The 22,522-nt window shown below is 72.3% G+C and carries 30 protein-coding genes; 13 read left to right on the top strand and 17 right to left on the bottom strand.

Features of this window, described 5'->3' with window-relative positions:
* The coding region (locus ACFWBY_RS14635; RefSeq protein ID WP_385409662.1) for a PPC domain-containing protein at positions 1-483 on the top strand (483 nt) is incomplete at its 5' end.
* A 61-nt stretch (positions 484-544) separates the two neighbouring features.
* Here ACFWBY_RS14635 and ACFWBY_RS14640 read toward each other — a convergent pair.
* Together ACFWBY_RS14640 and ACFWBY_RS14645 are read right to left on the bottom strand one after the other, a co-directional pair.
* Positions 545-1,219 (bottom strand): response regulator transcription factor, encoded by a 675-nt coding sequence (locus ACFWBY_RS14640; RefSeq protein WP_385338210.1) that lies wholly within the window; start codon positions 1,217-1,219, stop codon positions 545-547.
* Positions 1,216-2,388, bottom strand: coding sequence for a sensor histidine kinase (locus ACFWBY_RS14645; RefSeq protein WP_385338206.1), 1,173 nt, complete (start codon positions 2,386-2,388; stop codon positions 1,216-1,218). Before ACFWBY_RS14645 ends, ACFWBY_RS14640 begins: the two co-directional genes overlap by 4 nt.
* A 111-nt stretch (positions 2,389-2,499) precedes the next feature.
* On the opposite strand from ACFWBY_RS14645, the gene ACFWBY_RS14650 reads away from it, so the two are divergent.
* Positions 2,500-4,050, top strand: a complete 1,551-nt coding sequence (locus ACFWBY_RS14650) for a hypothetical protein (RefSeq protein WP_385338202.1) — start codon at positions 2,500-2,502, stop codon at positions 4,048-4,050.
* Positions 4,051-4,070: 20 nt separating this feature from the next.
* Here ACFWBY_RS14650 and ACFWBY_RS14655 read toward each other — a convergent pair whose 3' ends face one another.
* The 3 genes from ACFWBY_RS14655 to ACFWBY_RS14665 form a co-directional block, all read right to left on the bottom strand.
* Positions 4,071-4,658 (bottom strand): DM13 domain-containing protein, encoded by a 588-nt coding sequence (locus ACFWBY_RS14655; RefSeq protein WP_385338199.1) that lies wholly within the window; start codon positions 4,656-4,658, stop codon positions 4,071-4,073.
* Between the two features lie 204 nt (positions 4,659-4,862).
* The gene (locus ACFWBY_RS14660; RefSeq protein WP_385338196.1) at positions 4,863-5,636 is read right to left on the bottom strand and encodes an MBL fold metallo-hydrolase; all 774 of its coding nucleotides are present in this window, start codon (positions 5,634-5,636) and stop codon (positions 4,863-4,865) included.
* Positions 5,637-5,728: 92 nt separating this feature from the next.
* A complete protein-coding gene (locus ACFWBY_RS14665) occupies positions 5,729-6,709 on the bottom strand; it encodes a GlxA family transcriptional regulator (RefSeq protein WP_385338194.1) in 981 nt (326 codons plus the stop codon).
* Between the two features lie 805 nt (positions 6,710-7,514).
* Between ACFWBY_RS14665 and ACFWBY_RS14670 the strand changes: the two genes are divergently transcribed.
* Positions 7,515-7,721: a cold shock domain-containing protein gene (locus tag ACFWBY_RS14670; RefSeq protein WP_385338191.1), complete on the top strand. Its 207-nt coding sequence runs from the start codon at positions 7,515-7,517 to the stop codon at positions 7,719-7,721.
* Positions 7,722-8,007: 286 nt separating this feature from the next.
* On the opposite strand, the gene ACFWBY_RS14675 is transcribed toward ACFWBY_RS14670, so the two are convergent.
* Genes ACFWBY_RS14675 through ACFWBY_RS14685 form a run of 3 tightly spaced genes read right to left on the bottom strand, consistent with a single transcriptional unit; the run spans position 8,008 to position 9,097 of the window.
* A complete protein-coding gene (locus tag ACFWBY_RS14675; RefSeq protein ID WP_385338188.1) occupies positions 8,008-8,589 on the bottom strand; it encodes a DUF2231 domain-containing protein in 582 nt (193 codons plus the stop codon).
* Positions 8,586-8,819 (bottom strand): hypothetical protein, encoded by a 234-nt coding sequence (locus ACFWBY_RS14680; RefSeq protein ID WP_385338185.1) that lies wholly within the window; start codon positions 8,817-8,819, stop codon positions 8,586-8,588. Before ACFWBY_RS14680 ends, ACFWBY_RS14675 begins: the two co-directional genes overlap by 4 nt.
* Before the next feature lie 41 nt (positions 8,820-8,860).
* Positions 8,861-9,097 (bottom strand): hypothetical protein, encoded by a 237-nt coding sequence (locus tag ACFWBY_RS14685; protein ID WP_385338182.1) that lies wholly within the window; start codon positions 9,095-9,097, stop codon positions 8,861-8,863.
* A 289-nt stretch (positions 9,098-9,386) separates the two neighbouring features.
* Between ACFWBY_RS14685 and ACFWBY_RS14690 the strand changes: the two genes are divergently transcribed.
* From ACFWBY_RS14690 to ACFWBY_RS14710, 5 genes are all read left to right on the top strand, one after another.
* Complete coding sequence (locus ACFWBY_RS14690) at positions 9,387-9,710, top strand: hypothetical protein (RefSeq protein ID WP_385338179.1); 324 nt, start codon at positions 9,387-9,389, stop codon at positions 9,708-9,710.
* A gap of 150 nt (positions 9,711-9,860) precedes the next feature.
* Positions 9,861-10,139 (top strand): hypothetical protein, encoded by a 279-nt coding sequence (locus ACFWBY_RS14695; protein WP_385338176.1) that lies wholly within the window; start codon positions 9,861-9,863, stop codon positions 10,137-10,139.
* A gap of 311 nt (positions 10,140-10,450) precedes the next feature.
* Positions 10,451-10,579 (top strand): hypothetical protein, encoded by a 129-nt coding sequence (locus ACFWBY_RS14700; protein WP_385338174.1) that lies wholly within the window; start codon positions 10,451-10,453, stop codon positions 10,577-10,579.
* A 92-nt stretch (positions 10,580-10,671) separates the two neighbouring features.
* Positions 10,672-11,481: an SDR family NAD(P)-dependent oxidoreductase gene (locus tag ACFWBY_RS14705; protein ID WP_385338171.1), complete on the top strand. Its 810-nt coding sequence runs from the start codon at positions 10,672-10,674 to the stop codon at positions 11,479-11,481.
* 10 nt (positions 11,482-11,491) lie between these two features.
* Entirely contained in the window at positions 11,492-12,676 is a 1,185-nt protein-coding gene (locus ACFWBY_RS14710; RefSeq protein ID WP_385338168.1) for a zinc-dependent alcohol dehydrogenase, read from the top strand.
* A 322-nt stretch (positions 12,677-12,998) separates the two neighbouring features.
* Here ACFWBY_RS14710 and ACFWBY_RS14715 read toward each other — a convergent pair whose 3' ends face one another.
* Positions 12,999-13,541, bottom strand: a complete 543-nt coding sequence (locus ACFWBY_RS14715; protein ID WP_385338165.1) for a hypothetical protein — start codon at positions 13,539-13,541, stop codon at positions 12,999-13,001.
* A gap of 147 nt (positions 13,542-13,688) precedes the next feature.
* Here ACFWBY_RS14715 and ACFWBY_RS14720 point away from each other — a divergent pair, with 147 nt between their 5' ends.
* Both ACFWBY_RS14720 and ACFWBY_RS14725 read left to right on the top strand, forming a co-directional pair.
* Positions 13,689-14,252 (top strand): hemerythrin domain-containing protein, encoded by a 564-nt coding sequence (locus tag ACFWBY_RS14720; protein WP_385338162.1) that lies wholly within the window; start codon positions 13,689-13,691, stop codon positions 14,250-14,252.
* A gap of 65 nt (positions 14,253-14,317) precedes the next feature.
* Entirely contained in the window at positions 14,318-14,545 is a 228-nt protein-coding gene (locus ACFWBY_RS14725) for a hypothetical protein (protein WP_385338159.1), read from the top strand.
* A 125-nt stretch (positions 14,546-14,670) separates the two neighbouring features.
* Here ACFWBY_RS14725 and ACFWBY_RS14730 read toward each other — a convergent pair whose 3' ends face one another.
* The 7 genes from ACFWBY_RS14730 to ACFWBY_RS14760 all read right to left on the bottom strand — a co-directional run bounded on the left by ACFWBY_RS14730 (position 14,671) and on the right by ACFWBY_RS14760 (position 19,924).
* Complete coding sequence (locus tag ACFWBY_RS14730) at positions 14,671-15,480, bottom strand: SDR family NAD(P)-dependent oxidoreductase (RefSeq protein ID WP_385338155.1); 810 nt, start codon at positions 15,478-15,480, stop codon at positions 14,671-14,673.
* Between the two features lie 69 nt (positions 15,481-15,549).
* Entirely contained in the window at positions 15,550-16,626 is a 1,077-nt protein-coding gene (locus ACFWBY_RS14735) for an NAD-dependent epimerase/dehydratase family protein (RefSeq protein ID WP_385338152.1), read from the bottom strand.
* A 144-nt stretch (positions 16,627-16,770) separates the two neighbouring features.
* A complete protein-coding gene (locus ACFWBY_RS14740) occupies positions 16,771-17,358 on the bottom strand; it encodes a DUF5133 domain-containing protein (protein WP_385338149.1) in 588 nt (195 codons plus the stop codon).
* A 151-nt stretch (positions 17,359-17,509) separates the two neighbouring features.
* Positions 17,510-18,007: a DUF5709 domain-containing protein gene (locus ACFWBY_RS14745; protein ID WP_385338146.1), complete on the bottom strand. Its 498-nt coding sequence runs from the start codon at positions 18,005-18,007 to the stop codon at positions 17,510-17,512.
* Complete coding sequence (locus ACFWBY_RS14750) at positions 17,979-18,230, bottom strand: hypothetical protein (RefSeq protein ID WP_385338143.1); 252 nt, start codon at positions 18,228-18,230, stop codon at positions 17,979-17,981. Before ACFWBY_RS14750 ends, ACFWBY_RS14745 begins: the two co-directional genes overlap by 29 nt.
* 43 nt (positions 18,231-18,273) lie before the next feature.
* Positions 18,274-18,945, bottom strand: a complete 672-nt coding sequence (locus ACFWBY_RS14755) for an HAD family hydrolase (protein WP_385338140.1) — start codon at positions 18,943-18,945, stop codon at positions 18,274-18,276.
* 13 nt (positions 18,946-18,958) lie between these two features.
* Positions 18,959-19,924: an LLM class F420-dependent oxidoreductase gene (locus ACFWBY_RS14760; protein WP_385338137.1), complete on the bottom strand. Its 966-nt coding sequence runs from the start codon at positions 19,922-19,924 to the stop codon at positions 18,959-18,961.
* 494 nt (positions 19,925-20,418) lie between these two features.
* Here ACFWBY_RS14760 and ACFWBY_RS14765 point away from each other — a divergent pair, with 494 nt between their 5' ends.
* Positions 20,419-20,772 (top strand): STAS domain-containing protein, encoded by a 354-nt coding sequence (locus tag ACFWBY_RS14765; RefSeq protein WP_385338135.1) that lies wholly within the window; start codon positions 20,419-20,421, stop codon positions 20,770-20,772.
* Positions 20,773-20,818: 46 nt separating this feature from the next.
* Here the strand turns inward: ACFWBY_RS14765 and ACFWBY_RS14770 are convergent, their stop codons facing one another.
* Complete coding sequence (locus ACFWBY_RS14770; RefSeq protein ID WP_385338132.1) at positions 20,819-21,094, bottom strand: isoamylase early set domain-containing protein; 276 nt, start codon at positions 21,092-21,094, stop codon at positions 20,819-20,821.
* A gap of 334 nt (positions 21,095-21,428) precedes the next feature.
* Here ACFWBY_RS14770 and ACFWBY_RS14775 point away from each other — a divergent pair, with 334 nt between their 5' ends.
* On the top strand, positions 21,429-21,794 hold the full coding sequence (locus tag ACFWBY_RS14775; protein WP_385338129.1) for an ArsR/SmtB family transcription factor: 366 nt from the start codon (positions 21,429-21,431) through the stop codon (positions 21,792-21,794).
* Positions 21,791-22,285 carry a GNAT family N-acetyltransferase gene (locus tag ACFWBY_RS14780; protein ID WP_385338126.1) on the top strand — a complete coding sequence of 165 codons (495 nt, stop codon included), beginning with the start codon at positions 21,791-21,793 and terminating at the stop codon, positions 22,283-22,285. Before ACFWBY_RS14775 ends, ACFWBY_RS14780 begins: the two co-directional genes overlap by 4 nt.
* Positions 22,286-22,522: the final 237 nt, after the last annotated feature.

Below are 22,522 nucleotides of genomic sequence, written 5' to 3' on the forward strand. Positions count from 1 at the left end.
ACCACGAACAACTACACGACGCGCTCGGCCCAGAGCGGCAACACCGAGACCCTGACCATCAACAACCCGCCGACCGGCTACGTCTACATCAGCCTGTACGCCGTCCAGGACTTCGCCGGCGTCACCGTCTCGACCCGGTTCGGTTCGGCCCCGGCCGAGTGCACGGCCGCCGACACCCGGATCCTGGCCGCGGACTGCGCGCGCTCCAACGTCTCCGCCAAGACCGGGGACTACCGCTACTTCTACCTCAACGTCCCCGCCGGCACCTCCTCGCTGAAGATCACCGTCTCGGGCGGCACCGGCAACGCCGACCTCTACTACAGCCCCACCACCTGGGCCACCACGAACAACTACACGACGCGCTCGGCCCAGAGCGGCAACACCGAGACCCTGACCATCAACAACCCGCCGACCGGCTACGTCTACATCAGCCTGAACGCGGTCCAGGACTTCGCCGGCGTCACCATCTCCACGCAGTTCTGAGCACCCCGCAGCGAACAACGGCCCCCACCCCCACCACATGGGGGTGGGGGCCCACCCCGCTCTAACCGTCGGACGGATCTCCGGGGATGCGGTAACCCACCCCGGGCGTCGTCGTGATGACCTGCGGACTGCCCAGCTTGCGGCGCAGCCGGCCCACGGTGACGGCCACGGTGTTGGTGAACGGATCGGCGTACTCGTCCCACACCTGCTCCAGCAGGTCCTCGGCGCTCAGGAAGCCGGGACAGGCCCGCAGCAGCGCCTCCAGGACCGCGAACTCCTTGACGGAGAGGTCGAGCCGACTGCCCTCGCGCAGGGCGATGCGGCGTGCCGGATCGAGTTCGAGGCCGCCCGCACGCAGCGTACGGGCCAGGGCCACCGGCCTACGGCGGGCCAACGACCTTATGCGCAGGATCAGTTCCGGGAAGTGAAAGGGCTTGGCGAGGTAATCGTCGGCGCCGAGCGTGAGACCGCTGACGCGGTCGCCGGGCGACCCGGCCGCGGTCAGCATCAGCACCATCGCGCGATCGTCCCGCTCGGTGATCATCTGGCAGAGCGTGTCGCCGTGGATACCGGGCAGGTCCCGGTCCAGGACCACCACGTCGTACGCGTTGACGTCGAGCCTGGCGGCCGCGGCCAGCCCGTCGTGCGCGACGTCGACGGCCATCCCTTGATCCCGCAGCCCTTCGGCGACGACCTCCGCGAGTGAGCGCGCGTCCTCGACGACCAGGATCCTCAAGGTGCCGTTCCTCCCTCGCCCCGGGAGCCGGCCGTCGACGGCATCGCGGCGGTCACCCTCAGGCCGCCTTCCGGCCGGACTCGGAGGTCGAGGTGGCCGCCGTGCGCGGCGACGATCGCGGCGACGATCGAAAGCCCCAGGCCGGAACTCTCCTCCGAGCCGGTCCGGTCGGCTTCGAGCCGCTCGAACGGCTGCGTCAGCCGGTCTACTTGGCGCTGGTCGAGGACGCTCCCGCCGGTCTCCACGACGAGGCGGGATACGGCGCCGCCGCCCTCGGTGACGATCCGGATCCAACCGCCCTCCTGGTTGTGCGTGATCGCGTTGTCGATCAGGTTCTGCACCATGCGGGACAGCAGGGCCGGACTGCCCCGCGTCCAGGCGGTGTTCGGCCGTACCCCGTCGTCCACGACCAGGGCCTTCGCCGCGATGTCGGTGTCCCGTGCGGTCAGCGCCTCCCTCGCCAGCTCGCCGAGCGATACGCGAACCCGATCGGGCGGTACACCGTGCTGCGCCCTGGCCAGAACGAGGAAGCCGTCCAACAAGCCGTCCACTCGGTCGAGTTGGGGCCGCAAACGGTCGGCGAGTACGACGGTCTGGACCGCCGGCTCCGGTTTGGCGACGGCCACGTCCAGCGACGCCCGCATCGTCGCCAGCGGCGTACGCAGTTCGTGCGAGGCATTGGCGACGAACCGGCGCTGCGCGGCGAAGGAGGCCTCCAGCCGCGCCAGGAGGCCGTCGATCGTGTCGGCGAGCTCTTTTACCTCGTCAGCGGGTCCGGTCACGTCGAGCCGCTGGTGCAGGTTCTCCGCGGAGATCCGCCGCGTCGCCGTGGTGATCAGCCGCAACGGGCGTAGGACGCGGCCGGCGAGGAGCCTTCCGAGCAGGAGCGAGACGACGGCCATCACCGCCGTCGCGATCAGCGATCCGAACAGCAGTTGGCGTGACTGCCGCGCGTGCACGGTCGCAAGCTGCTCCTCCAGATCGCGGATGTGCTGCTCGCCTCCCGGGCTCGGCCCACCGGAGGGGAGCTGCACGGGAGCGACGCTCGACGAGTCGCTGCCCGACAGCAGGTAGGTCAGGGCGAGCAGCCCGATCCCCGACAGGAGGAAGACCGTGGCGTACAGAATCGTGAAGCGCCGTCCGACGGTCCTGCTGCGCGGCTCGCCCATGTTTCCTCTCCCTGTCGGGTCCGACGGGACCCAGCATGCCGCGACGCACCTAACAGCGTCATGACAGCGGCCGTTCGGACCCCGTTACCGGCGTCTGCGTAGAACCGGACCATGCTCACAACCAACGAACTGCTCCGGCAGGAATGGACCGGCTTCCGACGTCCGGGCAGGCTGGTGGCGATGGCGTCGGCGGCGCTGGTCCTCCTCGCCCTCGGTCTCCTCTACGCGTTCGGCAACCATGCCTCCTGCGCCGGCCCGTGCGCGACCGATCCGATCGGACCGAACGGCTCGCCCGTCAGCGACCAGTTCTACTTCGTGCACCGTGATCTGCCGGAGAACGGCAGCATCACGGTCCGGTTGACGTCGATGACGGGCACCATCACCTACCCGCCGCCCCACCACGACCAGATCGTCCCCGGCCTGGTGCCGTGGGCGAAGGCGGGGATCATCATCAAGGACGGTGTCCGCCAAGGATCCTCGTACGCGGCTCTGATGCTCACCGGCGGCCACGGGGTGCGGATGCAGTACGCCTACGACCACGACATCGCCGGCAGCGGCCACCGCGGGGTCTCGGCACAGTCGCCACGGTGGCTGCGGCTGGCGCGGTCGGGCGACACCGTCACGGGTTTCGAGTCCGCCGACGGCGAGCACTGGGCGAAGGTCGGCACGGCGAAGCTGCCCGGACTGCCCGGGACCGTGCAGGTGGGCCTGTTCGCGACCTCGCCCGGCGACCTGACGCTACGGCGCACCGGTCTCGGCGGAGCCACGGAACAGGTGCGCTTCACGCAGGCCGTCGGTTCCTTCGACAACATCAGCCTGGACGGCGCGTCCGGCGCCGGGGGGTGGAAGGGCGATGCCGTCGGCGAGATGAACCGCTCCGACTGGGAGAAGCACCACAAGGCGTCCGGGGCGATCGAGCAAGGCGGAACGATCACCGTCGCCGGAATCGGCGACATCGGTCCCGGCGCCACCTCGGGGGCCCGCCCCGCGGAGCGCGCCCTCGGCGGCCTGAGCATCACCCTGCTCATCGTGATCGTGGTCGCGGTGCGGTTCGCCACGAGCCGCTACCGCCGCGAGCCGGCGGGCGGCGCGGCGCTCGAACGCCGGGTATTCGTGGTGAGGGCGGCCATCGTCGGAGCGGCGACGTTCGTTACGGGGCTCCTCTCCGTGGCCACCGTGATCCTGGTCGGCAGGATGATCCTCCAGGGGAACGGGGTCGCCGTCATCGGGATGACCACGCTCACCGGAGTGCGGGTCACGACGGGTGTCGCCGCGGCGCTCGCCCTCTCGGCCGTACTCGCCTTCGCGCTCGGCACCATCCTGCGGCGCGGCGTGCCCGCGATCCTCGTCGCCGTCGCGGCCATCGTGGTGCCCTACGCCGTGACGACGCTCCCGCTGCTGCCCGACGGCCTGTCGCAGTGGCTGCTGCGGACCACTCCGGCCGCCGGCTTCACCGCCCAGCAGACCCTCGTCGAGTATCCGCAGGTCGTGGCCCATTACGCGCCGTCCGCCGGGTACTTCCCGCTTCCGTGGTGGGCCGGGACCGCCGTGCTGTGCGCGTACGCGGTGGTCGTCACGGCCCTTGCTGTGAGCCGCCTGCCGCGGAGCGGCGAGCAGGCCCGGTCGACCGATCGGGCCGAGCGGGGCGCGGACTGGAGGTGAAAGACCCGTCCAGTGGCCGCTCACACGGCTCCGAGTGCCGCCGCGCCGAAGGAGACGTCGAAACGGTCGCACCAGATGGTGACGCTGCTGTAGTCGGACGTGTTCACGCCGGCCGGGATCGCGTAGTTCTGGTCGCCCTTGTTGCCCTTGAGCTTGCCCAGGCTCACGTACTTGCCGTCGTCGAAGACCCGCCAGCCCGCCGTGCCCTCCTTCACGGGCGCGTCGGTCAGCCACACCCGCAGGTCGGGGCCATTGCTGGTGTCGAGGTTCTCCAGGCGCAGGGTGAGGGAGCCGTCGGGGAGCCGGACCACCCTGACCGTGCCCGTGGTGGTGTGCTCGTGGCTGATCAGCGAGCCCCGGGCCACCGTCGTGGGCCCGGCGGGAGCAGCCGGGGTCGGCGAGCCGGCCGGGGCAGCGGCCCCGGATGCGGCCGGGGCCGGGGCCGACGGTGACGGTGACGGTGCGGTCGGCAGGGCCTCGCGGACGGTGTCGTCCTGCCACAGCTTCCACGGCTGGAACCAGTACAGGCCGGCGCCGAGCGCCAGCGCCGCCGCGACGACCACGCCGACGAGCAGCCTCGCTCGCCCGTGCCGCTTTGTCTCTGCCATCTTCGCCGTTGCCTCTCCTCGCGGATCCGTCCACCGCATTCAATGCGGCGAAGGTCCGTGGCGCCAGCTCCGTCGTGGTGACGAAAGGCTTACGTCCGCGGTCCGGCCGCGTCATCGGGTCCGCCCGGCCGTCCCTCTGTCCGGGCGGAGCGGGCTTCCCGGCCACCTCCCCCCGGCCCTGTCACATCGCGGGCCGGGAGTCGCTTAGCGGAGATCGCCCGAGGACTCCTCTTCCCGCGGCCGGGCGCGGAGGCGGCCTCGGGAGGCGAGCCGGTCCAGGCGTCGCTGCTCGCGTTCCGCCCAGCGGCGCACGCGGTCGGGATCGAGCGGTGTGCCGTGGCCGACGTGGAGGCTCGCGGGGTTCAGGGCGAGCATGGCTCGCAGGCTGGCGAGATTGCGTTGGGGATCGTCGTGGAAGGGAGGGTTGGCCGGCCTTCCGGGGATGAGGCCCATGAAGGAGTTGGCGACGAGGTCACCCGCGACGAGGTCCCCGTCGTCGGTGAGGACGGAGACGGAGCCGGCGGTGTGCCCCGGAGTGGGCATGACGCGGGCGGCGATGCCGAAGTCCGTCAGATCCGTCTCCCCGGTGATCAGGACGTCGGGCTCGAAGGGGTCGACCCGGACGTGCAACTTCCTGTTCTTGGCCATGAGGCGGCCCATGGGTCCGGTCGGGAGGTACGGCTCGCGGACCCGGCCCGACCGGTAGGGACCGAGGTCGGCGACGTGCCCGGCGACGGGGGCTCCGGTGAGCCGGTGCAGTTCCGCGGCCGAACCGAAGTGGTCGATGTGGCCGTGGGTGATGACGATCAGCGCGAGGTCTGCGGGGTCGACCCCGTGCCGGGCCATGTGGGCGCTGATCGTACGGGCACTGCCGGGAGTGCCGGCGTCCACGACGACCGGACGGCGCCCCAGCAGCAGGTAGGCGTTGACGGCGTGCTTGCCGAGGACCGGAATCGGGATGATCTTCGTGCGGGACATGGGTTCTTCCCTCGCATGTGAGGTGGGTGCGGGCATGCTTTGCAGGCCCCCGGGCTCTGACGGGTGCGGTCGGGCAGGTAGGGCAGGTAGGGCTAGCGGAAGCGGCGGCGGTACTCGGCCGGAGTGGTTCCCAGCCGGCGGCGGAAGCTGCGGTGCAAGGTCTTCACGGAGCCGAGGCCGCTGGCGGCGGCAACCTGCGGCAGGCTGCCGTCGGTCTCCTCGAGGAGGCGCCGGGCGGCTTCCAGACGGGTGGACTCGACGTAGGCGGCCGGTGTCGTACCGGTGCGCTGCGCGAAAAGGCGGGAGAAGTGGCGTGCGCCGAGGTTGACGCGCTCGGCGAGCGCCTCGGCCGAGAGGTCCTCTTCCGGGTGCTCGGTGATCCACTGGCGCAGTTCGTCGATCCGGTCGCTGGTCGGCGCCTGCACGGAGAGCGGAACACTGAACTGGCTCTGCCCGCCGGAGCGTTTGACGTACATGACCATCAGGCGCGCCGTGGCCAGCGCGACGGCCTGGCCGTGGTCCTCGGCCACCATCGCGAGCGCCATGTCCATCCCCGAGGTGACCCCGGCGCACGTCCACACCCGCCCGGACCGGATGAAGATCGGGTCCGGATCGACCTTGATCCCGGGGTGTTCGGCCGCCAGTTGAGCGGCGGTGAGCCAGTGGGTCGTGGCCGGCCTTCCGTCCAGCAGCCCGGCCGCGGCCAAGAGGTGCGCGCCGGCACAGACGGATCCGGTGCGACCGGCCCGGGGTGCGGCCTCGCGCAGCCAGTCGGTGACCGTCGGATCGACGACCGCTTCGGCGCCGCCGCCCTCGTAGTGGGTGACCGCGCCTGACACGAGCAGGGTGTCCACCCGTCCCTCCACCTCGTCCAGCCGCAGGTCGGCCAGCAGCCGGATGCCGCTGGACGTGGTGACCGGGCCACCGTCGGCCGTCGCGATCTGCAGGCGGTAGCCGGGTCGAGCCGAACCGGCCACGCGGGAGGCGACCGAGAACACCTCGCCCGGGCCGGTGACGTCCAGGAGTTCCACGCCGGGGAAGGCGACGATGACGATGCGGTGCGGTGCGGGCATGGGGAGATCCTTTCGGCACACGCCCATGTCCGCAATGACGAGGTTGTCTCAGATCCGGACATGCCGGTTCCCGCGGCGCCCTCGGGGCGACGCCCCCCGGCGCCGCGGTGAAACCGGCTTCGCCGTCGGGGAGCTCCGGCGTCACGCCTCTTGCCGTGGGCAGGAGTACGTCGACCTGGGCGCGGGGATCGCAGGAGGCGGGCGGCTCGATCCACGCGTCGTCGAAGACGCTGCCCGTCCCGGCCGCTCCGACGAACGGAAGCCCAGGCGGGGCGCGGCCCCCTGCGCAGCGCGCCTCGGGTCTCCCTCGCAGTCCGGCGACGCCCCGGCAGGCCGACGGGCGGGGCCGTCGACGGCCGATCCGGGGGTGACGGCCTGAGGCCTTCGGCGAAGCCGGATCTCACCTGGGGGGGTGGGTGCCCCCGCCGACGAGGGCACCCACAGCAGTCACATCCGGCCCGCGCGGCGGAGCGGGGTCTGGCCGGGGCTCGGCAGCCGGTCAGATGGACGGACGCACCCACGGCTAACGAGCAGGGGAAGAATCGGTTCCGCTGCGGATGCGCCTCATCCGTGCCGTCGGCGGGCACCCTGGCCGTAGCGGAAAACCACGCATGTGGGTGGTTTTACGCATATTCGGCAGATGGAGCGGTGATACCGACAGAAGAAACGATTCGTCCTGTGTGCCGGACAAAGCCACGGCAGGGCCGGAGAGGGCGACGCCCGTCCGCGGATTCCGGCAGGAAGGTGTCGCACACGTCGCGCCCGGCCAGGAGACGTCGTGGACCCCTGCGGAGGACGGTGACCCATGACAGAGCGCTGCACCGGATTCATCCAGTCCTACAACCGGCAGGCCGGTTACGGCTTCCTCGTCCCCCTGGGCCACGAAGAGCCGGTCTACTTCGAGCAGGCGGACCTCGAGGCCTCGTTCACGGGTCTCTCCGTCGACCAGCAGGTCACCTTCGTCCTCGTGCTCGGCGCCGGCCGCTTCGTCGCCAAGGACATCCGCCCTTGATCGCGTCGGATCGCGGACCACTGACCTTGCCGCGGATGCGCATCTCCAGCCGGCCGTGCCGGAGCCTCTCGACCGCCGGGCCGAGTCCGCTCGCGCGGCACGCGTCCCAGCACTCCGCCCACACTGTCCCAGCTGTGACCCGCCGCCCTCGCCCCCTGGATGGCCTCCCGCAGGAGCCGGCTGGATTCCTCGGCCCCGACGCGGGCCGCGGCGACCAGGGCCTCGGCCACCCCGATCACGGCCTCCGCCCGCTCTGCGCTGCCCCACGGCTCTGTTCCCCTCCGCCCTACGGCACGGCATCCGCGCCGACGGCCTGCCGGTACGCCACGTGTCCGCCCAGCGCGCCGCTCAGGGCGAGCGACGCCAGCCCGGCGAGGGACCAGATCCTGCCCTTGACCGCCTGACCACGGACCCGCGCCGCGAGGGAGGACGCATAACAGGCGATCACGGCCACGTTCGACACCGCATGGGCCAGCCCGACCCGGGCCTGCTGCGGCGGCAGGTCCGCCCAGTCCAGCCAGCCGGCCACGGCCGCCGGCCCCGCCCCGGCCAGTCCGACGGCTGTGAGCGTCGTGGCCGCGGGCCCCCCTCCGGGTACGACGTCCAGTACGCCGGCCGACAGCCAGCAGCCGATCGGCACCTGTACCAGCACAGGGTGCAGGGGGTGCCCCAGCGGCCTGCCGCGCAGGAGATCACGTGCTCCGCCCAGCGGAAGGGCCCGGATGCCCCGTTGCAGCACCCGAAGTACCGGATCCGCGACCGTGGTTCGCTCCATGCGGTCCAGGGCCTTGAGCCACCCGACGGCTGCCGCATCGAACGACGCGGGCAGGCCTGTTTCCACGGACGGGTTGTGTGCGTTCACCGTCACCGCTCACCCCTCCGTTCCCCGCCGCGCCCGGAAGGCCGCGCCTCGGCAGGCGGGTCTCCGACGGCCCGCTCCACACGCTCCGGATCGGCGGGCGGCGCGGTCGATCCGGTACCCGTGCGCGACGGCACCCCGGGCGGCCGGCCGTGTTCGTCCACCATGGCACCCATGTCGGGCAGTTCGGCGACCCGCCGCTCCGCCGGCCGGTCCGCTGCCCGTCCCTTGTCGTTCACGGTCGTCTCCTCTGGTCTCGCGGCCGTCCTGGCCCGCCGCATCACGGCCTACTCCAGTGGAACCTTCCACCGCCGACCCAGCGGACCTCGTCGGGGTCGTCCAGGTCGTGGATCGTGATGCCCGAGGCCGCTGCGGTCAGGATCACGTCCGTCATGGACCTGGCGGTGCTGACGAACTCACCGTCGATCTCCACGATGCGGAACGGCGGGTCGCCGGGGTGCACGCCCAGGACGGTGACCCGCGCCGGGGAGAGGTACGGAGCCGCGCTCTCGGTCATGCGAAGTTCGCCTCCACTTCACGGCCGGGACGGAAGACAGGGCTCGCACCGGCGATCGCGTTCGGTACGGACCACGAGACATCCACGGGATGCGCTCTGCACCTGCCCCGGTAGGGACCGCTCATTCAGTCAGAGTACGAAGCCTCCGAGACGTCCGCCCATCGACGCGGCCGGCCGAGGACGGCGCAGGATGGTGCAGGACGGCGCAGGACGGCGCAGGAGCCTGTTTGGCGGGGCGGGGCGCGGGAAGGCGCTAGCGAGCTGGGAGAAGCCCGTCCGAGGAGGCGCCGTGATCGCCGGCGACAACGAGATCAGACTGAAAGCCATCGCGGTACTCACGGGTATGCGCAGCGGCGTCGCCCCGGAGTACGTGTCCAGCCTGTGCGCCGAGGTGACGCCCTCGACGTTCCGCGTCCCGGCTGGAGCCGGTGCGAACGAGGTCGCCCGGGCGACGCTGGAGCAGCTGTCCGGCCCCTGGAGCGAACTGGTCAACGGATTCATGCTGGCCTTCGACGCGGTGGCCGACGCCTACGACTCGGAATCCGGGCGGCAGGGCGCGGCGCAGGAGGTTCTCCAGCTCGTCGCCCTCGAGCTGGCCGACCAGCAGGAGTGATGCGGCAGCGGCAGCAGGGCCGCATGCCGGTGGTCCCCCTCTGCGGAACCACGAGGGCGGCCAGCGACGCCGAGAACGCCGGGAAGGACGGCACCCCGGGCAAGCAGTCATCTACGGAGCCTCATCAGCCGCCTTGAAAGGGAGAACACCATGGATTCGGCAACAGGCCCAGCCCCTTCCTCCGCAGACCCTTCCTCCGCAGACCCCTCCCCCGCAAGCCCTTCCCCCGCAGGCCCTTCCTCCGCACAGCTCGCCGAGGAGGTCCGGGCGGCCCTGGGCGACATCACCGACCCGGTGGCGCGATCGGCCCTGCTCGCCGGCCTCGCGGTGTTGAAGGAGCTCCAAGCCCTGACGCGCTCCTCGCAGAGCGTCGACACCCGCTTGAAACGGCTGAACCAGTACCTCGGCGCCATAGCCAACAAGCCGTAGCCGACAAGAAGCAGAACCCGGCCGGAGCCCGCGGCGGACGACAGGGAGAAGAGGCCGCCGGCCGCCGCCGAACTGCGGCTGCACGGTGTGCGCGTGGTCGCGCCGGAGGAGTTGACGAAGCCCGCCGAGTCCCGCGGGCGCGACCTTCCCGAGGACGGGCCTCCCGAGAGCGCGCGCGAGCGCGTGAACCGGCACGGGGCCGAAATCCTGCGCGGCATGCGCGGGAGCCTCGGGCACGGCCTGGCCGGCCGGCGGGGCCCCCGGAGCGGGCTGGGCCGTCTTCTGCTCCTCGCCTGCGTCTGGCCTGCCTGGTGCTGCCGGCCCTCGCCGTCGCCACCGGCTCCCCCGCGTGGATCACGGTTTTCGTCCTGGCCTGGCCGGCCACGCTGCTCCTCGCCGCCCTGATGCTGCGCCGCTGGTACCGCCGGCAGCTCCCGTGAACGCGCACCCGGCCGGAATGGCCCGGCTTCACCCGGCACACTGCGCCGAGCGGGCGTGTGACTGTTTTCCGGGACGGGGGTAGGCGCGGGTCATGAACGACATCAGACCCCTCGCCGTGGTGACCGGCGCATCGAGCGGCATCGGATTCGAACTTGCCCGGCAGCTCGCCGAACGCGGATTCGACCTCGTGATCAACGCCGAGGACCACGAGCGCCTGCGGAGAGCGGCCCAGCACATCGAGCGGACCGGTGTGACGGTGCGGGCCGTCCAGGCGGACCTGCGCGAGTACGAGGAGGCCGAACGCTTCTACGCGGCCGTCACGGCGACGCGGCGCCCCGTGGCGGTAGCGGTGCTCAACGCGGGCGTCGGGCAGGGGGGACGGTTCGTCGAGGGCGATCTCGCCGATCAGCTGGAGATCGTCGACCTCAACGTCCGCTCAACAGTGCACCTGGCCCAGCGGTTCCTGCGCGACATGGTCGCCGCCGAGGAGGGGTACCTCCTGGTCACCTCCTCCATCGCCTCGACGATGCCGGGCTCCTTCCAAGCCGTGTACAACGCTTCGAAGTCGTTCCTGCAGTCCTTCGCCCAGGCGCTGCAGAACGAGTTGAAGGACACGGGCGTGTCCGTCACGGCGCTGATGCCCGGCCCGACGGAGACCGACTTCTTCCGCCGCGCCGACATGGGCGACACGGAAGTCGCCCGGCAACCGAAGGACGACGCCGCACAGGTGGCCCGGCAGGGGCTGGACGCCCTCTTCGCCGGTAGGGACAAGGTCGTCGCCGGGTCCCTGAAGACCAAGGTGCAAGGCCTGGCCAACAAGGTGCTGCCCGACCGGGTGAAGGCCGAAATGCACCGGAAGATGGCCGAACCCGGATCCCGGGGTTCCGCCTCGAACCGTTGAAGGTGATCTCGTGAAGGCACTGACCTGGCACGGCAAACGCGACGTGCGCATCGACACCGTTCCGGAGCCCGGCATCCAGGACCCCACGGACGTCATCGTCAAAGTGACGACGACCGGCCTGTGCGGATCGGACCTGCACCTGTACGAGGCCTTCGGCCCCTTCCTGGACGCCGGCGACATCCTGGGCCACGAGCCGATGGGCGTCGTGGAGGAGGCCGGCCCCGGGGTGACCGCGCTGCGGCCCGGCGACCGGGTCGTGGTTCCGTTCAACATCTCGTGCGGTACCTGCTTCATGTGCCGGCAGGGCCTGCAGTCCCAGTGCGAGACGACACAGGTGCGCGAGTACGGCAACGGCGCGTCGCTCTTCGGCTACACCAAGCTCTACGGCCAGGTTCCGGGCGGGCAGGCGGAGTACCTGCGCGTGCCCTTCGGGAACACCCTGCCCATCGCGGTTCCGCCCGGTCCCCCGGACGACCGGTTCGTCTACCTCTCCGACGTGTTGCCCACCGCGTGGCAGGCGGTCGAGTACGCGGCCGTCCCGCCGGGGGGCTCCGTCGCCGTGCTGGGGCTCGGTCCGATCGGAGACATGGCGACCCGCATCGCCGCCCACCGCGGCGCGGCCGAGGTCATCGGCATCGATCTCGTACCGGACCGCTTGCGACGCGCGCGGGCCCACGGGGTGCGGACCTTCGACCTCGACGAGTACGGCGACCGGATCAAGGAGGCCGTGTACGAGGCCACGGACGGGCGCGGCCCCGACTCCGTCATCGACGCCGTCGGCCTGGAAGCCCACGGCGCGCCCTTGGCCAGGGGCTTGCAGCAGTTGACCGGGCTGTTGCCGGACGCATTGGCCGCGAGGTTGATGCGGCGCGCCGGCATCGACCGCCTGTCCGCCCTCCACCTCGCCATCGAGCTCGTCCGCCGGGGCGGCACCATCTCCGTGTCGGGCGTCTACGGCGGCATGGCCGACCCGATGCCCCTGCTGACCATGTTCGACAAGCAGGTGCAGCTGCGCATGGGCCAGGCCAACGTCTGGCGGTGGGTGGACGACCTGCTTCCCCTCCTCACCGACGCCGATCCGCTGGGCGTCGAGGATTTCGCGACGCACCGGTTGCCCCTGACGGAGGCGCCGGAGGCGTACGAGATGTTCCAGAAGAAGCAGGACGGGGCCGTGAAGATCCTCTTCAGCCCCTGACCACCGCCCCGCCCCGGCGCGCCTCCGCCCGGTGGCCGCCTCCCTCACAGACCGGGGACGTCCACGGCGCTGCGGGATTCACGGGCGCCGCCAGCCGTCGTCCTCCAGATGGGAGCCGGCCATCGGGCCCATGCGGAGCATGCCTCCGTCGCCCTGGGCGATCATGCGGCACGCCGCGTGCTGGGAACAGAGGAAGGAGCCGATCAGGTCGACGTCGAGTACCTCGCGGACGGTGTCGTAGGCGATGTCGAGCCGGTACCGGTCTTACGCTGCTACCCGCCGGGCGCCCGCCGATGTCCCCGCCGCGGGGCGGGGCAGCCGGTCAGCCGGTCGGTGCGGGATGGGCGCCCAGACACCGCAGGAGCTCCGCGCGGTACAGCTCGGCGACGGGCTCCACCAGGTCGGGATGGCGCAGCAGCGCGGCCGCGCGCCGGTCGTCCTCCCCCGGAGCGGTCAAGCGGTGGAAGGCGACCGCGATGTCGCGGGCGTGCTCCGTGGAGGCCAGGGCTCGGGCCGCGGCCGCGGCGAGGGCCGGATCGCTCAGCAGGCACGCCGCCCAGCTGACGAGGACCTCGTCCACCCAGGTACGCCAGGCGCGACCCTGCGCTTCCCCCTCCAGGACGGCGGGGGCGGCGTCCTCTCCGGTGATCCGGTCGAGCCGGTCGGTGCCGCCCGGCCCCGACAGGGCGACGAGCTGCGCGTCGAGGTCCGTCGGGTACCGCAGCCAGGCCGCGGCCGTCACGGCCTGGCGGGCTTGGGCCTCGACGAGGCTGCTCTGGAATACGCCGCCACCCGACGGGTAGGCGCGGGTCAGCCAGCGCGTCGTCGCCGCTATGAGCGGTGACAGGGAGAGGTCTGTGGGCACGATGGACCGTCCGGCTCGCGGGAGAGGAGAACGCCACGATATCGGCGATATCCCCCGTATTGGAATGGTGGCAGCGGATGGTGGTGCAGAACACGGACCCGACGGCCGGCCGAGCAAGGACCCCCGCGTTCGAACGAGGAGGACCCCATGGGACACGGCGGTGACGTCATCGAAGAGCTGATCACCGACCACCGCGAGGTGGAGGAGCTCTTCACGAAGATCGAAGGGCTTCCGTCCGGGGACGCCCGCAGGAAGGTGTTCGCGGACAAGGCCACGATGGAGCTGGTCCGGCACTCCGTCGCGGAGGAGGCGTACCTGTATCCGGCCGTCCGCGAGCACCTGCCCGGCGGCGACGCCCTCGCGGACAAGGAGCTGGAGGACCATGCCGCCGCGGAGCGGACCATGAAGGATCTGGAGGGTTGCGGCGCCGCCGACCCCCGGTTCGATCCCTTGATCAGCGAGCTCATGGGCGACGTCCGCGAACACGTGGCCGACGAGGAGGGCAACCTCTTCCCGCGGCTCCGCTCGATGTGCTCCGCCGAGACGCTCGACGCGCTCGGCGACAAGGTGCGCACCGCGAAGAAGAGTGCGCCGACCCGGCCCCACCCCTCGGCTCCGCACAAGCCGCCGGCGAACAAGCTGCTCACGCCGGGAGTCGGCCTCGTCGACCGCCTGCGCGACGTGATGAGCGGCCGCGGAAAGGACTCTTAGGGAACTCCTGGGGGACTCCTAGGGTCCGCGGCGGGAAAGCGGGCAACGACCGAAGGAAGGCGCCGGTGCAGAGCGACACCCCTTACCCGTCCGGGTCCGACGAAGACGCGGCTCTGGTCGACATCAGGCGAGCGGAGGTCTCGCTCAACTCCAACACCTACCCCGCGGACGTGGCGGAGCGCGCTCGCGCGGCGGTCGAGATCGCCAGGCAGGCGCTGGAGGGCGGTGACCCGACGGCGGCACGGGCGGCTTCCGCGCTCGCGATCCAGCTCCTCGCGGACGCACTGCGCTGAAGCCGGGCCCGGTGCCGCCCGACGGCGCTCGGGCGCCGCCTGATGGCCCTCGGCCTCAGCCCAGCGCCTTGCCCACCGTGCGCCGATCGGCGAGAAGCCCCTGGTGGCCGCCTAGGTGGTACCTCCTACAGGTGGCTGCCGCTTCCGTGGGGCCGCGCCCAGTGGGAGTGCAGAGCGGTCCGGGCGGGGACGGGAAGCCGGCGGACCATCTGCTCCTGCGCCCTGGTGCGCAGGGAGCCCGCCACCCTTCTGGGCCGGCCGGTCACGAGCGCGCGGTACCCCTGGTGGGCGACGAGCGAGGGGTCGTCCTTCTTCGACCGGCCGACGCGGGTGTCCAGCAGCCCGGCCCGGACGAAGAACCTGGTGTCGGTCGCCCCGGGCATCAGGGCCGTGACCGTCACGCCGGTCCTCCGCAGCTCCCTGTGCACGGCCTGGGCGAAGGACTGGAGGAAGGCCTCCGAGGCGTTGTAGACGGCGTTGTAGGGGCCCGGCATCTCTGCGGCGACCGACGAGGTGATCAGCATGCGGCCCTGGCCGCGCGCTGCCATGTCCGCCAGCAGGCGCCTCGCCAGGTGCACCGTCGAGGAGACGTTGACGTCGATCACCCGGGCCAGGTCCGCGAGATCCGTGTCCAGGAAGGCGCCGCCCCGGCCGATGCCCGCGTTGAGGACGGCGAGGCCCACCGGCCGGCCGTCCGCGCGCAGCTCGCCCATCAGGACCTCCACACCGTCGTAGGTGGCGAGGTCGGTGGTCACCGCGCGCACGGAGCCGCCGTGCACGCCCAGCCGGTCCGCGGCGTCATCGAGGAGCTCGTTCTCGGCCGCGATCACGAGGTCGTACCCGTGGCGCGCACACTCACCCGCGAGTTCGAAGCCGATGCCGCTCGAGGCGCCGGTGACGACGGCCAGGGGGCGAGGGGGGCGTCGTGTGTCCATGGGGGGCGGCTACCCGCCCGGAGGCCCCGCACACCACCTCCTTGACCTCCGGCCGGGGCGCGCCCACGGTCAGGCACCTGCCAGGAGCGAGGAGGAGGCGTAGGCCCGGTCGGGGGCCAGTGGCGCGGTGTCCATGCCCGCTCCGCCCCGCAGTCCGGCGAGGAACTCCTCGAAGGCCTCCACGGACGTGCGCCGCGGCTCCCAGAGGAGTTCCTCCCGCGCACGGGCGCAGTCCATCAGCGGCAGGCGCAGCACGGCGTCGAAGAGGTCCGGAGAGGCGGGTACCAGGTGGAGCCGCCACGCCGCGGCGAGGGCGGCCCGTGCCGGACCGGCGGGCATCGGCAGGCTCCGCGCGTCGAAGACGCGGGCGAGGACCCCGGCGTCCAGGGGCGGCTCGGCCGCCAGGTTGAAGGGGCCGCGCACCGGACGGGTGACGGCCGCCCGGTAGGCGGCGGCCGCGTCGTCGGTGTGCAGCGCCTGGAAGCGCAGCCCCGGCAGGTCGGGCACGACGGGGACGAGTTCGGGGCGTACGAGGCGACCGGGCAGCAGCCGGCCGGCGAAGATGCGGCGCTGCTCGGAGGCCGACTCCCGCTTGAAGAGGAAGGCGGGGCGCATCCGGACGACGCGGATGGCGGGGTGCGCCCGCTCGTACGCGTCGAGCACCCGTTCGAGGTAGGCCTTCTCCCGCGTGTACGCGGCCTGCGGCCAGCCGTGGGTCGGCCAGGACTCGTCGACCGCCCGGTCCTTGGGGCCGGGTGAGTACGCTCCGACCGAGGAAGCGTGAACGAGGGCGGGTACGCCCGCGGCGGCCACGGCGTCGAAGACCCGGAGGCTGCCGAGGACGTTGGTGCGCCAGGTCTCTTCCGGGTGGTGGGTGGGCTGGAACTTCCAGGCGAGGTGGATGACGGCGTCGGCGCCGGTGAAGAGCGGTACGAGGTCGCCGCCGCCCGGTTCGATGTCGATCGCCTGCCAGTGGGTCTTCGGCGGCCGCCAGCGGGGTACGCGCCGGGCCAGGCCGAGCACGGAGGCGACGGCCGGGTCGTCGGACAGGGCCTGCACGACGCTGGTGCCCACGTTGCCGGTGGCTCCGACGACCACGACGCGCGTGGCGCCCGGATCCTGCCCGGCCGCTGGGTGCGGTGTCATCTGCTCGGTTCCTTCCCACGAACGGTGCCGCGGCCCGTGTTCCCGCTCGGGACCGGACCCGCGAGGCACGGCTCCCCCGGTCGGTTGCCGTGTGGCGCCTACCCGCGGGGCCCGGCCGCACTCCTCGCCGCCGGGCGGGCGCCGTCAGGCGGGGCCGCTCGCGGTGGGCCGGGCGGGGTCCTGGGACGGAGGCAGACGGTGGGCGGCCACCACTTCCTCGGCCGCCCGGAGTGCCCCGTGGGCACTGTTGCGGCCCATCAGGACGCACAGCGTGTACGTGGCGTTGTCGAGTTCGGCGCGCAGGGCGGGGTCGTCCGGCGCGGCCAGGGTGCGGCGGCGCGCGGCGCGCAGGTGGTTCAGGTGCTGGCGCAGCACGAAGGGTGCCGGGAGCATGCCCGCGGCCGCGGGTCCCGGTGCGGAGGAGCTGGTCCGGGCGTGGGCGATCACGGTGCGCAGGGCCCGTTCGAGCACCGGGTCGCCCTGCCCGGGGTGGGCGCGACCGGCGATGGCCGTCTGCGCCATGAGCCGGGGCGTGGCGCCAGCCGCCCGGCCCGCGTCGGCGAGGATGCGGCGGGCGGTCTCGGAGGTGCAGGGGACCAGTGCCATCAGGATCCCGACCGCGCGGCCCAGCGTGTCCTCGGCCGCGTCCGGCGCCCCGCCCGAGGGGGCCTCGGCCTCCGGTACCGCGTCCGCCCCGGCCGGGGGGCGGTGGGGTGCTGGGGTCTGGTTCATCCGACCGCTCCTCGGGCTCCGCTATGGGTGAAGCCGCTGTCTAACATCTCGCCGCCCGGCCGCCGTGTGTACACGCGGCAGCCGGATGAACGGGTCCTACGATGTGAGGCTCACGGCCCCCGCCGTTGACCCTCACGGCTGACGCCTCGGGTCACGCGCCGCCTCCGCGGTCCCCGTCCTCTTCCCCGGTGCGGTCCTCGTCCTCTTCCTCGATGAGGTGGACGGCGGCTTCCTCCGCCGACGCGGCGCCTCCGTTCACACCCACGTCGTGGGCCCGGACGGAGTGGTGGTGGCCGGACCCGGTCTCCCCGGCGGGGGCCAGCCGTCCCGCCCGTACGGGACCCGCCTGGGCGGATTCTCCCGTCTCGGCGCCGACGTCGTCCCAGGTCCGGTCGTCGTCTTCGGCGTCGACCTCGGGGACCTCACGGGCGAGCCGCCGGTCGAGGCTCTCCCCGGCGCGCACCTCCTCCGCCGTGGTGCCGTGGTCGTTGACGGCGAAGGGCTTCTCGGGCGGCGAGTACCCGGTGTCCAGGTTGTCGTCGAGGCCCGGTTCGTCCAGGGCGTTCTCCATGTCGGGCTGCGCCTCGGCCGGGTCGTCCGGGTCGATGGGCTGGTAGACGTCATCGCCGTACGGTGTGGTCCTGCTCATGGCTTCGTCCTTCTTCTCGGGCCGCTGCGGCCAGGCCTCCGCGTACCGCGTGGCGCTCGTCGTAGAAGAACTCCACCGCTTCGGGTCCGTGCGGCGCGACGGCCCGGTGGCCGCCGAGCCGCGTGCGCACGACGGTGGCGTCCTGGTGGCGCCGGCGCAGGTCGGGGAGCCATCCGTAGCCCCTCAGCAGCAGCGGAACCGTGCTGTCGATCATTGGAAGCATGTCCAGCGCCTACCCGTGCCCGCCCCGCGCATTCGTCGGGGACTCACTCGGCGGGCACCTGCGAGAAGGGGCTGCGGCCGAGGCCCGCCAGGAGGTCGGCGGGGTCCCCGTACACGGCGGCGGCTCCCGCTTCGCGCAGGTCGGAGCGGGGAATTCCGCCGCACAGCAGGCCGACTCCGGGGACGCCGGCACGGACGGCGGCCTGCATGTCCCAGACGGTGTCGCCGACGAACACCGCCCTACCGGGCGGCACCCCCACCAGTTCGAGGGCGTGGAGCAGGGGGTCCGGTGCGGGCTTGCCCGTCTCCACGTCGTCGGAGGTGGCCGTGTCGGTGATGGCGTCGTCGGCGTCGACGGCCCGGCGCAGGGCCTCCAGCTCCCGGTCCGTCGCGGAGGTGACGAGCAGTACCTTCCATCCGGCCCGCGAGAGCGTCCGCAGGAGGTCGGCGGCCGCGTCCAGGGCGGGGAGCCTGTCGAAGTACGTGGCGTACAGGGTGTCGTGGGCGGTGCTGAGCCGCTCGTCGTCATCGCGGTCGCGGTCCTCGTCGAGGAGGTGGTCGAGGAGGTCTTCGCCGGGCAGGCCGATGGCCCGGTGGATGGCGTGCATGGGTACCCGGTGGCCGGACTGGCGCAGCGCTTCCCACCAGGACGTCACGTGGAGGTGGTTGGTGTCCGCGAGGGTTCCGTCGACGTCGAAGAGGGCAGCGCGGTCCATGGCGGCGGCCTCCTCACAGCTCGCGGAGCGCGGGCAGCAGTTTCGACTCGGCCCATTCCAGGAAGGGTGCCTGCCGGTCGCCTCCGATCTGGACGAGGGCGACTTCCGTGAACCCCGCTTCCGCGTAAGGACGTACGGCCTCGACGAACGCGTCCACGTCGTCGCCGCACGCGATCGATTCGGCGACGTCCTCGGGGCGGGTGTGCTGCGACGCCTGCTCGAAGCCGGCGGGGCCGGGGAGTTCGGAGTTGACCTTCCAGCCGCCGAGGGCCCAGCGGAACTGGTCGTGGGCGCGGGCCACGGCCGCGTCGCGGTCGGTGTCGTAGCAGACGGGGAGCTGTCCGACGCGGGGCTTGCCGGCGCCGCCGTGGGCGTCGAACCGGTCCAGGAGTTCGCGCTCGGGTTCCGTGGCGATCACGAGGTCGCCGTGCCGGCCGGCGATTTCGCACGAGCGGGGTCCCGAGACGGCGATACCGATCGGTGTGGTCTCGTCGGGGACGTCCCAGAGCCTGGCGTTCTCGACGTCGAAGTGGGCGCCGTGGTGGCTCACGTACTCGCCGGTGAACATCCCGCGGATGATCTCGACGGCTTCCTCCAGCATCTCCAGGCGCACGTGGGCGGCGGGCCAACCTGCGCCGATGATGTGCTCGTTGAGGTTCTCCCCCGAGCCCAGCCCCAGCCGGAACCTGCCCTGCGACAGGATCTGCATCGTCGCCGCTTTCTGCGCGACGACCGCGGGGTGGTAGCGGAAGGTGGGGCAGGTCACGTATGTCATGAGCGGGATCCGGGAGGTGGCCTGCGCGGCCGCTCCCAGCACGCTCCACGCGTACGGCGCGTGCCCTTGTGATCGCAGCCAGGGGAAGGAGTGGTCGGAGATGACCGAGAAGTCGAACCCCGCCTCCTCCGCTCCCACCACGTGGGACACCAGCTCACGCGGTCCGGCCTGCTCGGTCATCATCGTGTATCCGATTCGCACCATGCGTGGCGCCTTGCCGCGTTCGATCCACCTGAAACCCCCATGGGGCCGGATCTTCAGGGCTTCACCGGTGTCCCGCTCCCCGCGCGGGACGCCCGCCGTGGCGTCAGCCGTGCCGCATGTCGTCCGGGTCGACGAAGGGGCCGGGGGCGCGCCCCGGGGCCGTGTGTCCCGGCGGCCCCGGTGCACCGCGCCGCGGGGTGGCGCTGCCGGGAATCCCGGTCGAGGCGGAGGGAGTCGCACCCGCGTCCGCGGGGCTGATCCGGCCGCGCCGGCCGTCGACGCGGGCGCCACGGTGCTTTCCGAGCACGTCCCCCGCCGTCTCCGCCGCGCCTGCCCGGCACACCGCCCGTCAATCCCGACGTCCGGGTCACGGGCGGATGCCCGGACCGCCGTCGGCTCCCCGGGCTCTTGCGGCGGGACGGTCGCGGTGCGCCGTGGTGCGCGCATGCGGTGTACGTCGGCGGGCAGGCGCCCCGTGTACGAGGAGGTTCGCCATGATCGCCACGAACGAGGCCCCCGATGCCGAGCCGGTGCCCGCCGATGACATGTCGCAGCCCTGCGTGGTGCACGTGAGGGGCGACATGGACGTCGACCACGCGGACGAGCTGCGCTCCGCCCTGCTCCTCGCCATCGACAGCGCGCCGGCACGCGCCGCCATCACCGTCGACCTGCGGAACTCGTCCTTCTGTGACTCATCGGGCCTCAACGCCCTGCTGACCGCCCGGCGTCGGGCGCTGGAGTCGGGCCACGTCCTCGGACTCGCCGCGCCCAGTCACCAGATGCTGCGGCTTCTGGAGCTGAGCGATACGGCCGACCTCTTCCCCCTCGGTCCCGCCCTGCCGCGCTGAGCGGCGCCGGTTCGGCGCCCGGCGGCCTCGGGGCACCCGTGAACTCTCAGGTGTGCAGGCAGCTGTTGGGGCCTTCGCGGCCGTCGGCGCCCTCGTCGTTGAACCAGTAGTCCCCGGCGGCCAGGTACCGGAAGGTGTGCGTCACCTTGGCGGGGAGCGCGACGGTCACCGCGCGCGTACCGTCGGGCCGGGGTTCGAGCACATGGGCGCCGGGCTGCCAGCCGTTGAAGGTGCCCACCACGCTGACGGGGCCGGGCGGGTCACCCTCGGGCAGTACGAAAGTGACATCGGTGGCGTTCTTGCGTCGCTGTCGTTCCAGCATGCGGCACTCCTCTACTCCATGGACGGCACCATCGGGCCGGGGTCATCCTGACCGCTCGGGGGATACTTGGCCCGCGACCCGCCGGACAACGGACCGGGACACCCGCCCGGGCTGGGCCGTCCGGGTGTCGGGGACGAAGGCCGGCGCCGGGCCCTCCCCCCTGCGCGCCGGAGCGAGCGGAGCGGCCGGGAAGCAGTTCCTGGATCTTCACCTTGAGACCCTGCCGCACGACTGCGCGGCGGTCGCTGCCGCCCTTGGCCGGACAGCGAACCCCGAGCCTGCATCGACGTTCGTCAACATAGACATCCATCTAATCTTCGGGGATGATGGGGGCATGTCGACCACGAAGGCCTTGCCCCTGCTGGAGCCGGACTCCGCAGCCCCGTGCTGCCCGCCATTGTCCGAGCGCCCGCTGACGGCCGACGAGGCCGTGCGGGCCGCAGTGATGTTCAAGGCCCTGGGTGACCCGGTGCGGCTGCGACTGTTCTCACTCGTGGCCTCGCACGAGGGCGGCGAGGCCTGCGTGTGCGACATCTCCGACGTGGGCGTGTCCCAGCCGACGGTCTCCCACCACCTGAAGAAGCTGAAGGACGCCGGCCTGCTGTCCTCCGAGCGGCGCGGGACCTGGGTGTACTACCGGGTGGAGCCTGCCGTACTCGCCGTCATGGGCGCCCTCCTGACGCGGTCCGGCGGGGCATGAGCATGCGCGTCGAGCCACTCACCCCGGCGCACGCGGAGTGCGTCCTCGCGATCTACCAAGCCGGCATCGAGGAGCGGAACGCCACCTTCGAGACCTCCGCCCCCAGCTGGGCGGAGTTCGACGCCGCGAGGCTGCCCGAGCACCGTTTCGGTGCGGTCGACCCCGACGGCAGCCTCCTCGGCTGGGTGGCCGCTTCAAAGGTCTCCGACCGCTGCGCGTACGCGGGCGTGGTCGAGCACTCCGTCTACGTGCACCCCGGAGCCCGGGGGCGCGGGGTGGCCCGCGCCCTCCTCGACGCACTGATCGCCTCGACCGAGGCGGCGGGCATCTGGACGATCCAGTCCGGGATCTTCCCGGAGAACACCGCGAGCCTCGCGCTGCACCAGCGGGCCGGCTTCCGGATCATCGGCACGCGCGAGCGCGTCGGCCGCCACCACGGCGTGTGGCGCGACGTCGTCCTGCTGGAACGCCGCAGCCCGAAGATCGACTGATTTCCCTTCAGGCGGCGCGCTCGGGACGGCGCGTCCTGCCCGGCGCCCTCACCCCGCTGCGAAGTGGCACTCGTCACGTCGAGCAGCCTCGGCCGGCTCCCACCCGAGCCACGCGCCATTCGGCCGACTTCCGGAGCGGGTGAGCGACAGCACAGCCGAGACGTACATCACCCGCGACGCCATCGAGCGTGCCGGGTCGGGCCGTCGGCCGCCCCGGCCTCCACCATGGAGGATCCC

This window comes from Streptomyces sp. NPDC060049 (assembly GCF_042736715.1).
Lineage (GTDB): Bacteria > Actinomycetota > Actinomycetes > Streptomycetales > Streptomycetaceae > Streptomyces.

What these genes read in the sequence shown, in the direction of transcription:
- ACFWBY_RS14645 (WP_385338206.1), bottom strand. Translation starts at nt 2,388, where the DNA reads ATGGGCGAGCCGCGCAGCAGGACCGTCGGACGGCGCTTCACGATTCTG.
- ACFWBY_RS14650 (WP_385338202.1), top strand. Translation starts at nt 2,500, where the DNA reads ATGCTCACAACCAACGAACTGCTCCGGCAGGAATGGACCGGCTTCCGA.
- ACFWBY_RS14655 (WP_385338199.1), bottom strand. Translation starts at nt 4,658, where the DNA reads ATGGCAGAGACAAAGCGGCACGGGCGAGCGAGGCTGCTCGTCGGCGTG.
- ACFWBY_RS14660 (WP_385338196.1), bottom strand. Translation starts at nt 5,636, where the DNA reads ATGTCCCGCACGAAGATCATCCCGATTCCGGTCCTCGGCAAGCACGCC.
- ACFWBY_RS14665 (WP_385338194.1), bottom strand. Translation starts at nt 6,709, where the DNA reads ATGCCCGCACCGCACCGCATCGTCATCGTCGCCTTCCCCGGCGTGGAA.
- ACFWBY_RS14670 (WP_385338191.1), top strand. Translation starts at nt 7,515, where the DNA reads ATGACAGAGCGCTGCACCGGATTCATCCAGTCCTACAACCGGCAGGCC.
- ACFWBY_RS14685 (WP_385338182.1), bottom strand. Translation starts at nt 9,097, where the DNA reads ATGACCGAGAGCGCGGCTCCGTACCTCTCCCCGGCGCGGGTCACCGTC.
- ACFWBY_RS14695 (WP_385338176.1), top strand. Translation starts at nt 9,861, where the DNA reads ATGGATTCGGCAACAGGCCCAGCCCCTTCCTCCGCAGACCCTTCCTCC.
- ACFWBY_RS14705 (WP_385338171.1), top strand. Translation starts at nt 10,672, where the DNA reads ATGAACGACATCAGACCCCTCGCCGTGGTGACCGGCGCATCGAGCGGC.
- ACFWBY_RS14720 (WP_385338162.1), top strand. Translation starts at nt 13,689, where the DNA reads ATGGGACACGGCGGTGACGTCATCGAAGAGCTGATCACCGACCACCGC.
- ACFWBY_RS14730 (WP_385338155.1), bottom strand. Translation starts at nt 15,480, where the DNA reads ATGGACACACGACGCCCCCCTCGCCCCCTGGCCGTCGTCACCGGCGCC.
- ACFWBY_RS14735 (WP_385338152.1), bottom strand. Translation starts at nt 16,626, where the DNA reads ATGACACCGCACCCAGCGGCCGGGCAGGATCCGGGCGCCACGCGCGTC.
- ACFWBY_RS14740 (WP_385338149.1), bottom strand. Translation starts at nt 17,358, where the DNA reads ATGAACCAGACCCCAGCACCCCACCGCCCCCCGGCCGGGGCGGACGCG.
- ACFWBY_RS14745 (WP_385338146.1), bottom strand. Translation starts at nt 18,007, where the DNA reads ATGAGCAGGACCACACCGTACGGCGATGACGTCTACCAGCCCATCGAC.
- ACFWBY_RS14750 (WP_385338143.1), bottom strand. Translation starts at nt 18,230, where the DNA reads ATGCTTCCAATGATCGACAGCACGGTTCCGCTGCTGCTGAGGGGCTAC.
- ACFWBY_RS14755 (WP_385338140.1), bottom strand. Translation starts at nt 18,945, where the DNA reads ATGGACCGCGCTGCCCTCTTCGACGTCGACGGAACCCTCGCGGACACC.
- ACFWBY_RS14760 (WP_385338137.1), bottom strand. Translation starts at nt 19,924, where the DNA reads ATGGTGCGAATCGGATACACGATGATGACCGAGCAGGCCGGACCGCGT.
- ACFWBY_RS14765 (WP_385338135.1), top strand. Translation starts at nt 20,419, where the DNA reads ATGATCGCCACGAACGAGGCCCCCGATGCCGAGCCGGTGCCCGCCGAT.
- ACFWBY_RS14770 (WP_385338132.1), bottom strand. Translation starts at nt 21,094, where the DNA reads ATGCTGGAACGACAGCGACGCAAGAACGCCACCGATGTCACTTTCGTA.
- ACFWBY_RS14775 (WP_385338129.1), top strand. Translation starts at nt 21,429, where the DNA reads ATGTCGACCACGAAGGCCTTGCCCCTGCTGGAGCCGGACTCCGCAGCC.
- ACFWBY_RS14780 (WP_385338126.1), top strand. Translation starts at nt 21,791, where the DNA reads ATGAGCATGCGCGTCGAGCCACTCACCCCGGCGCACGCGGAGTGCGTC.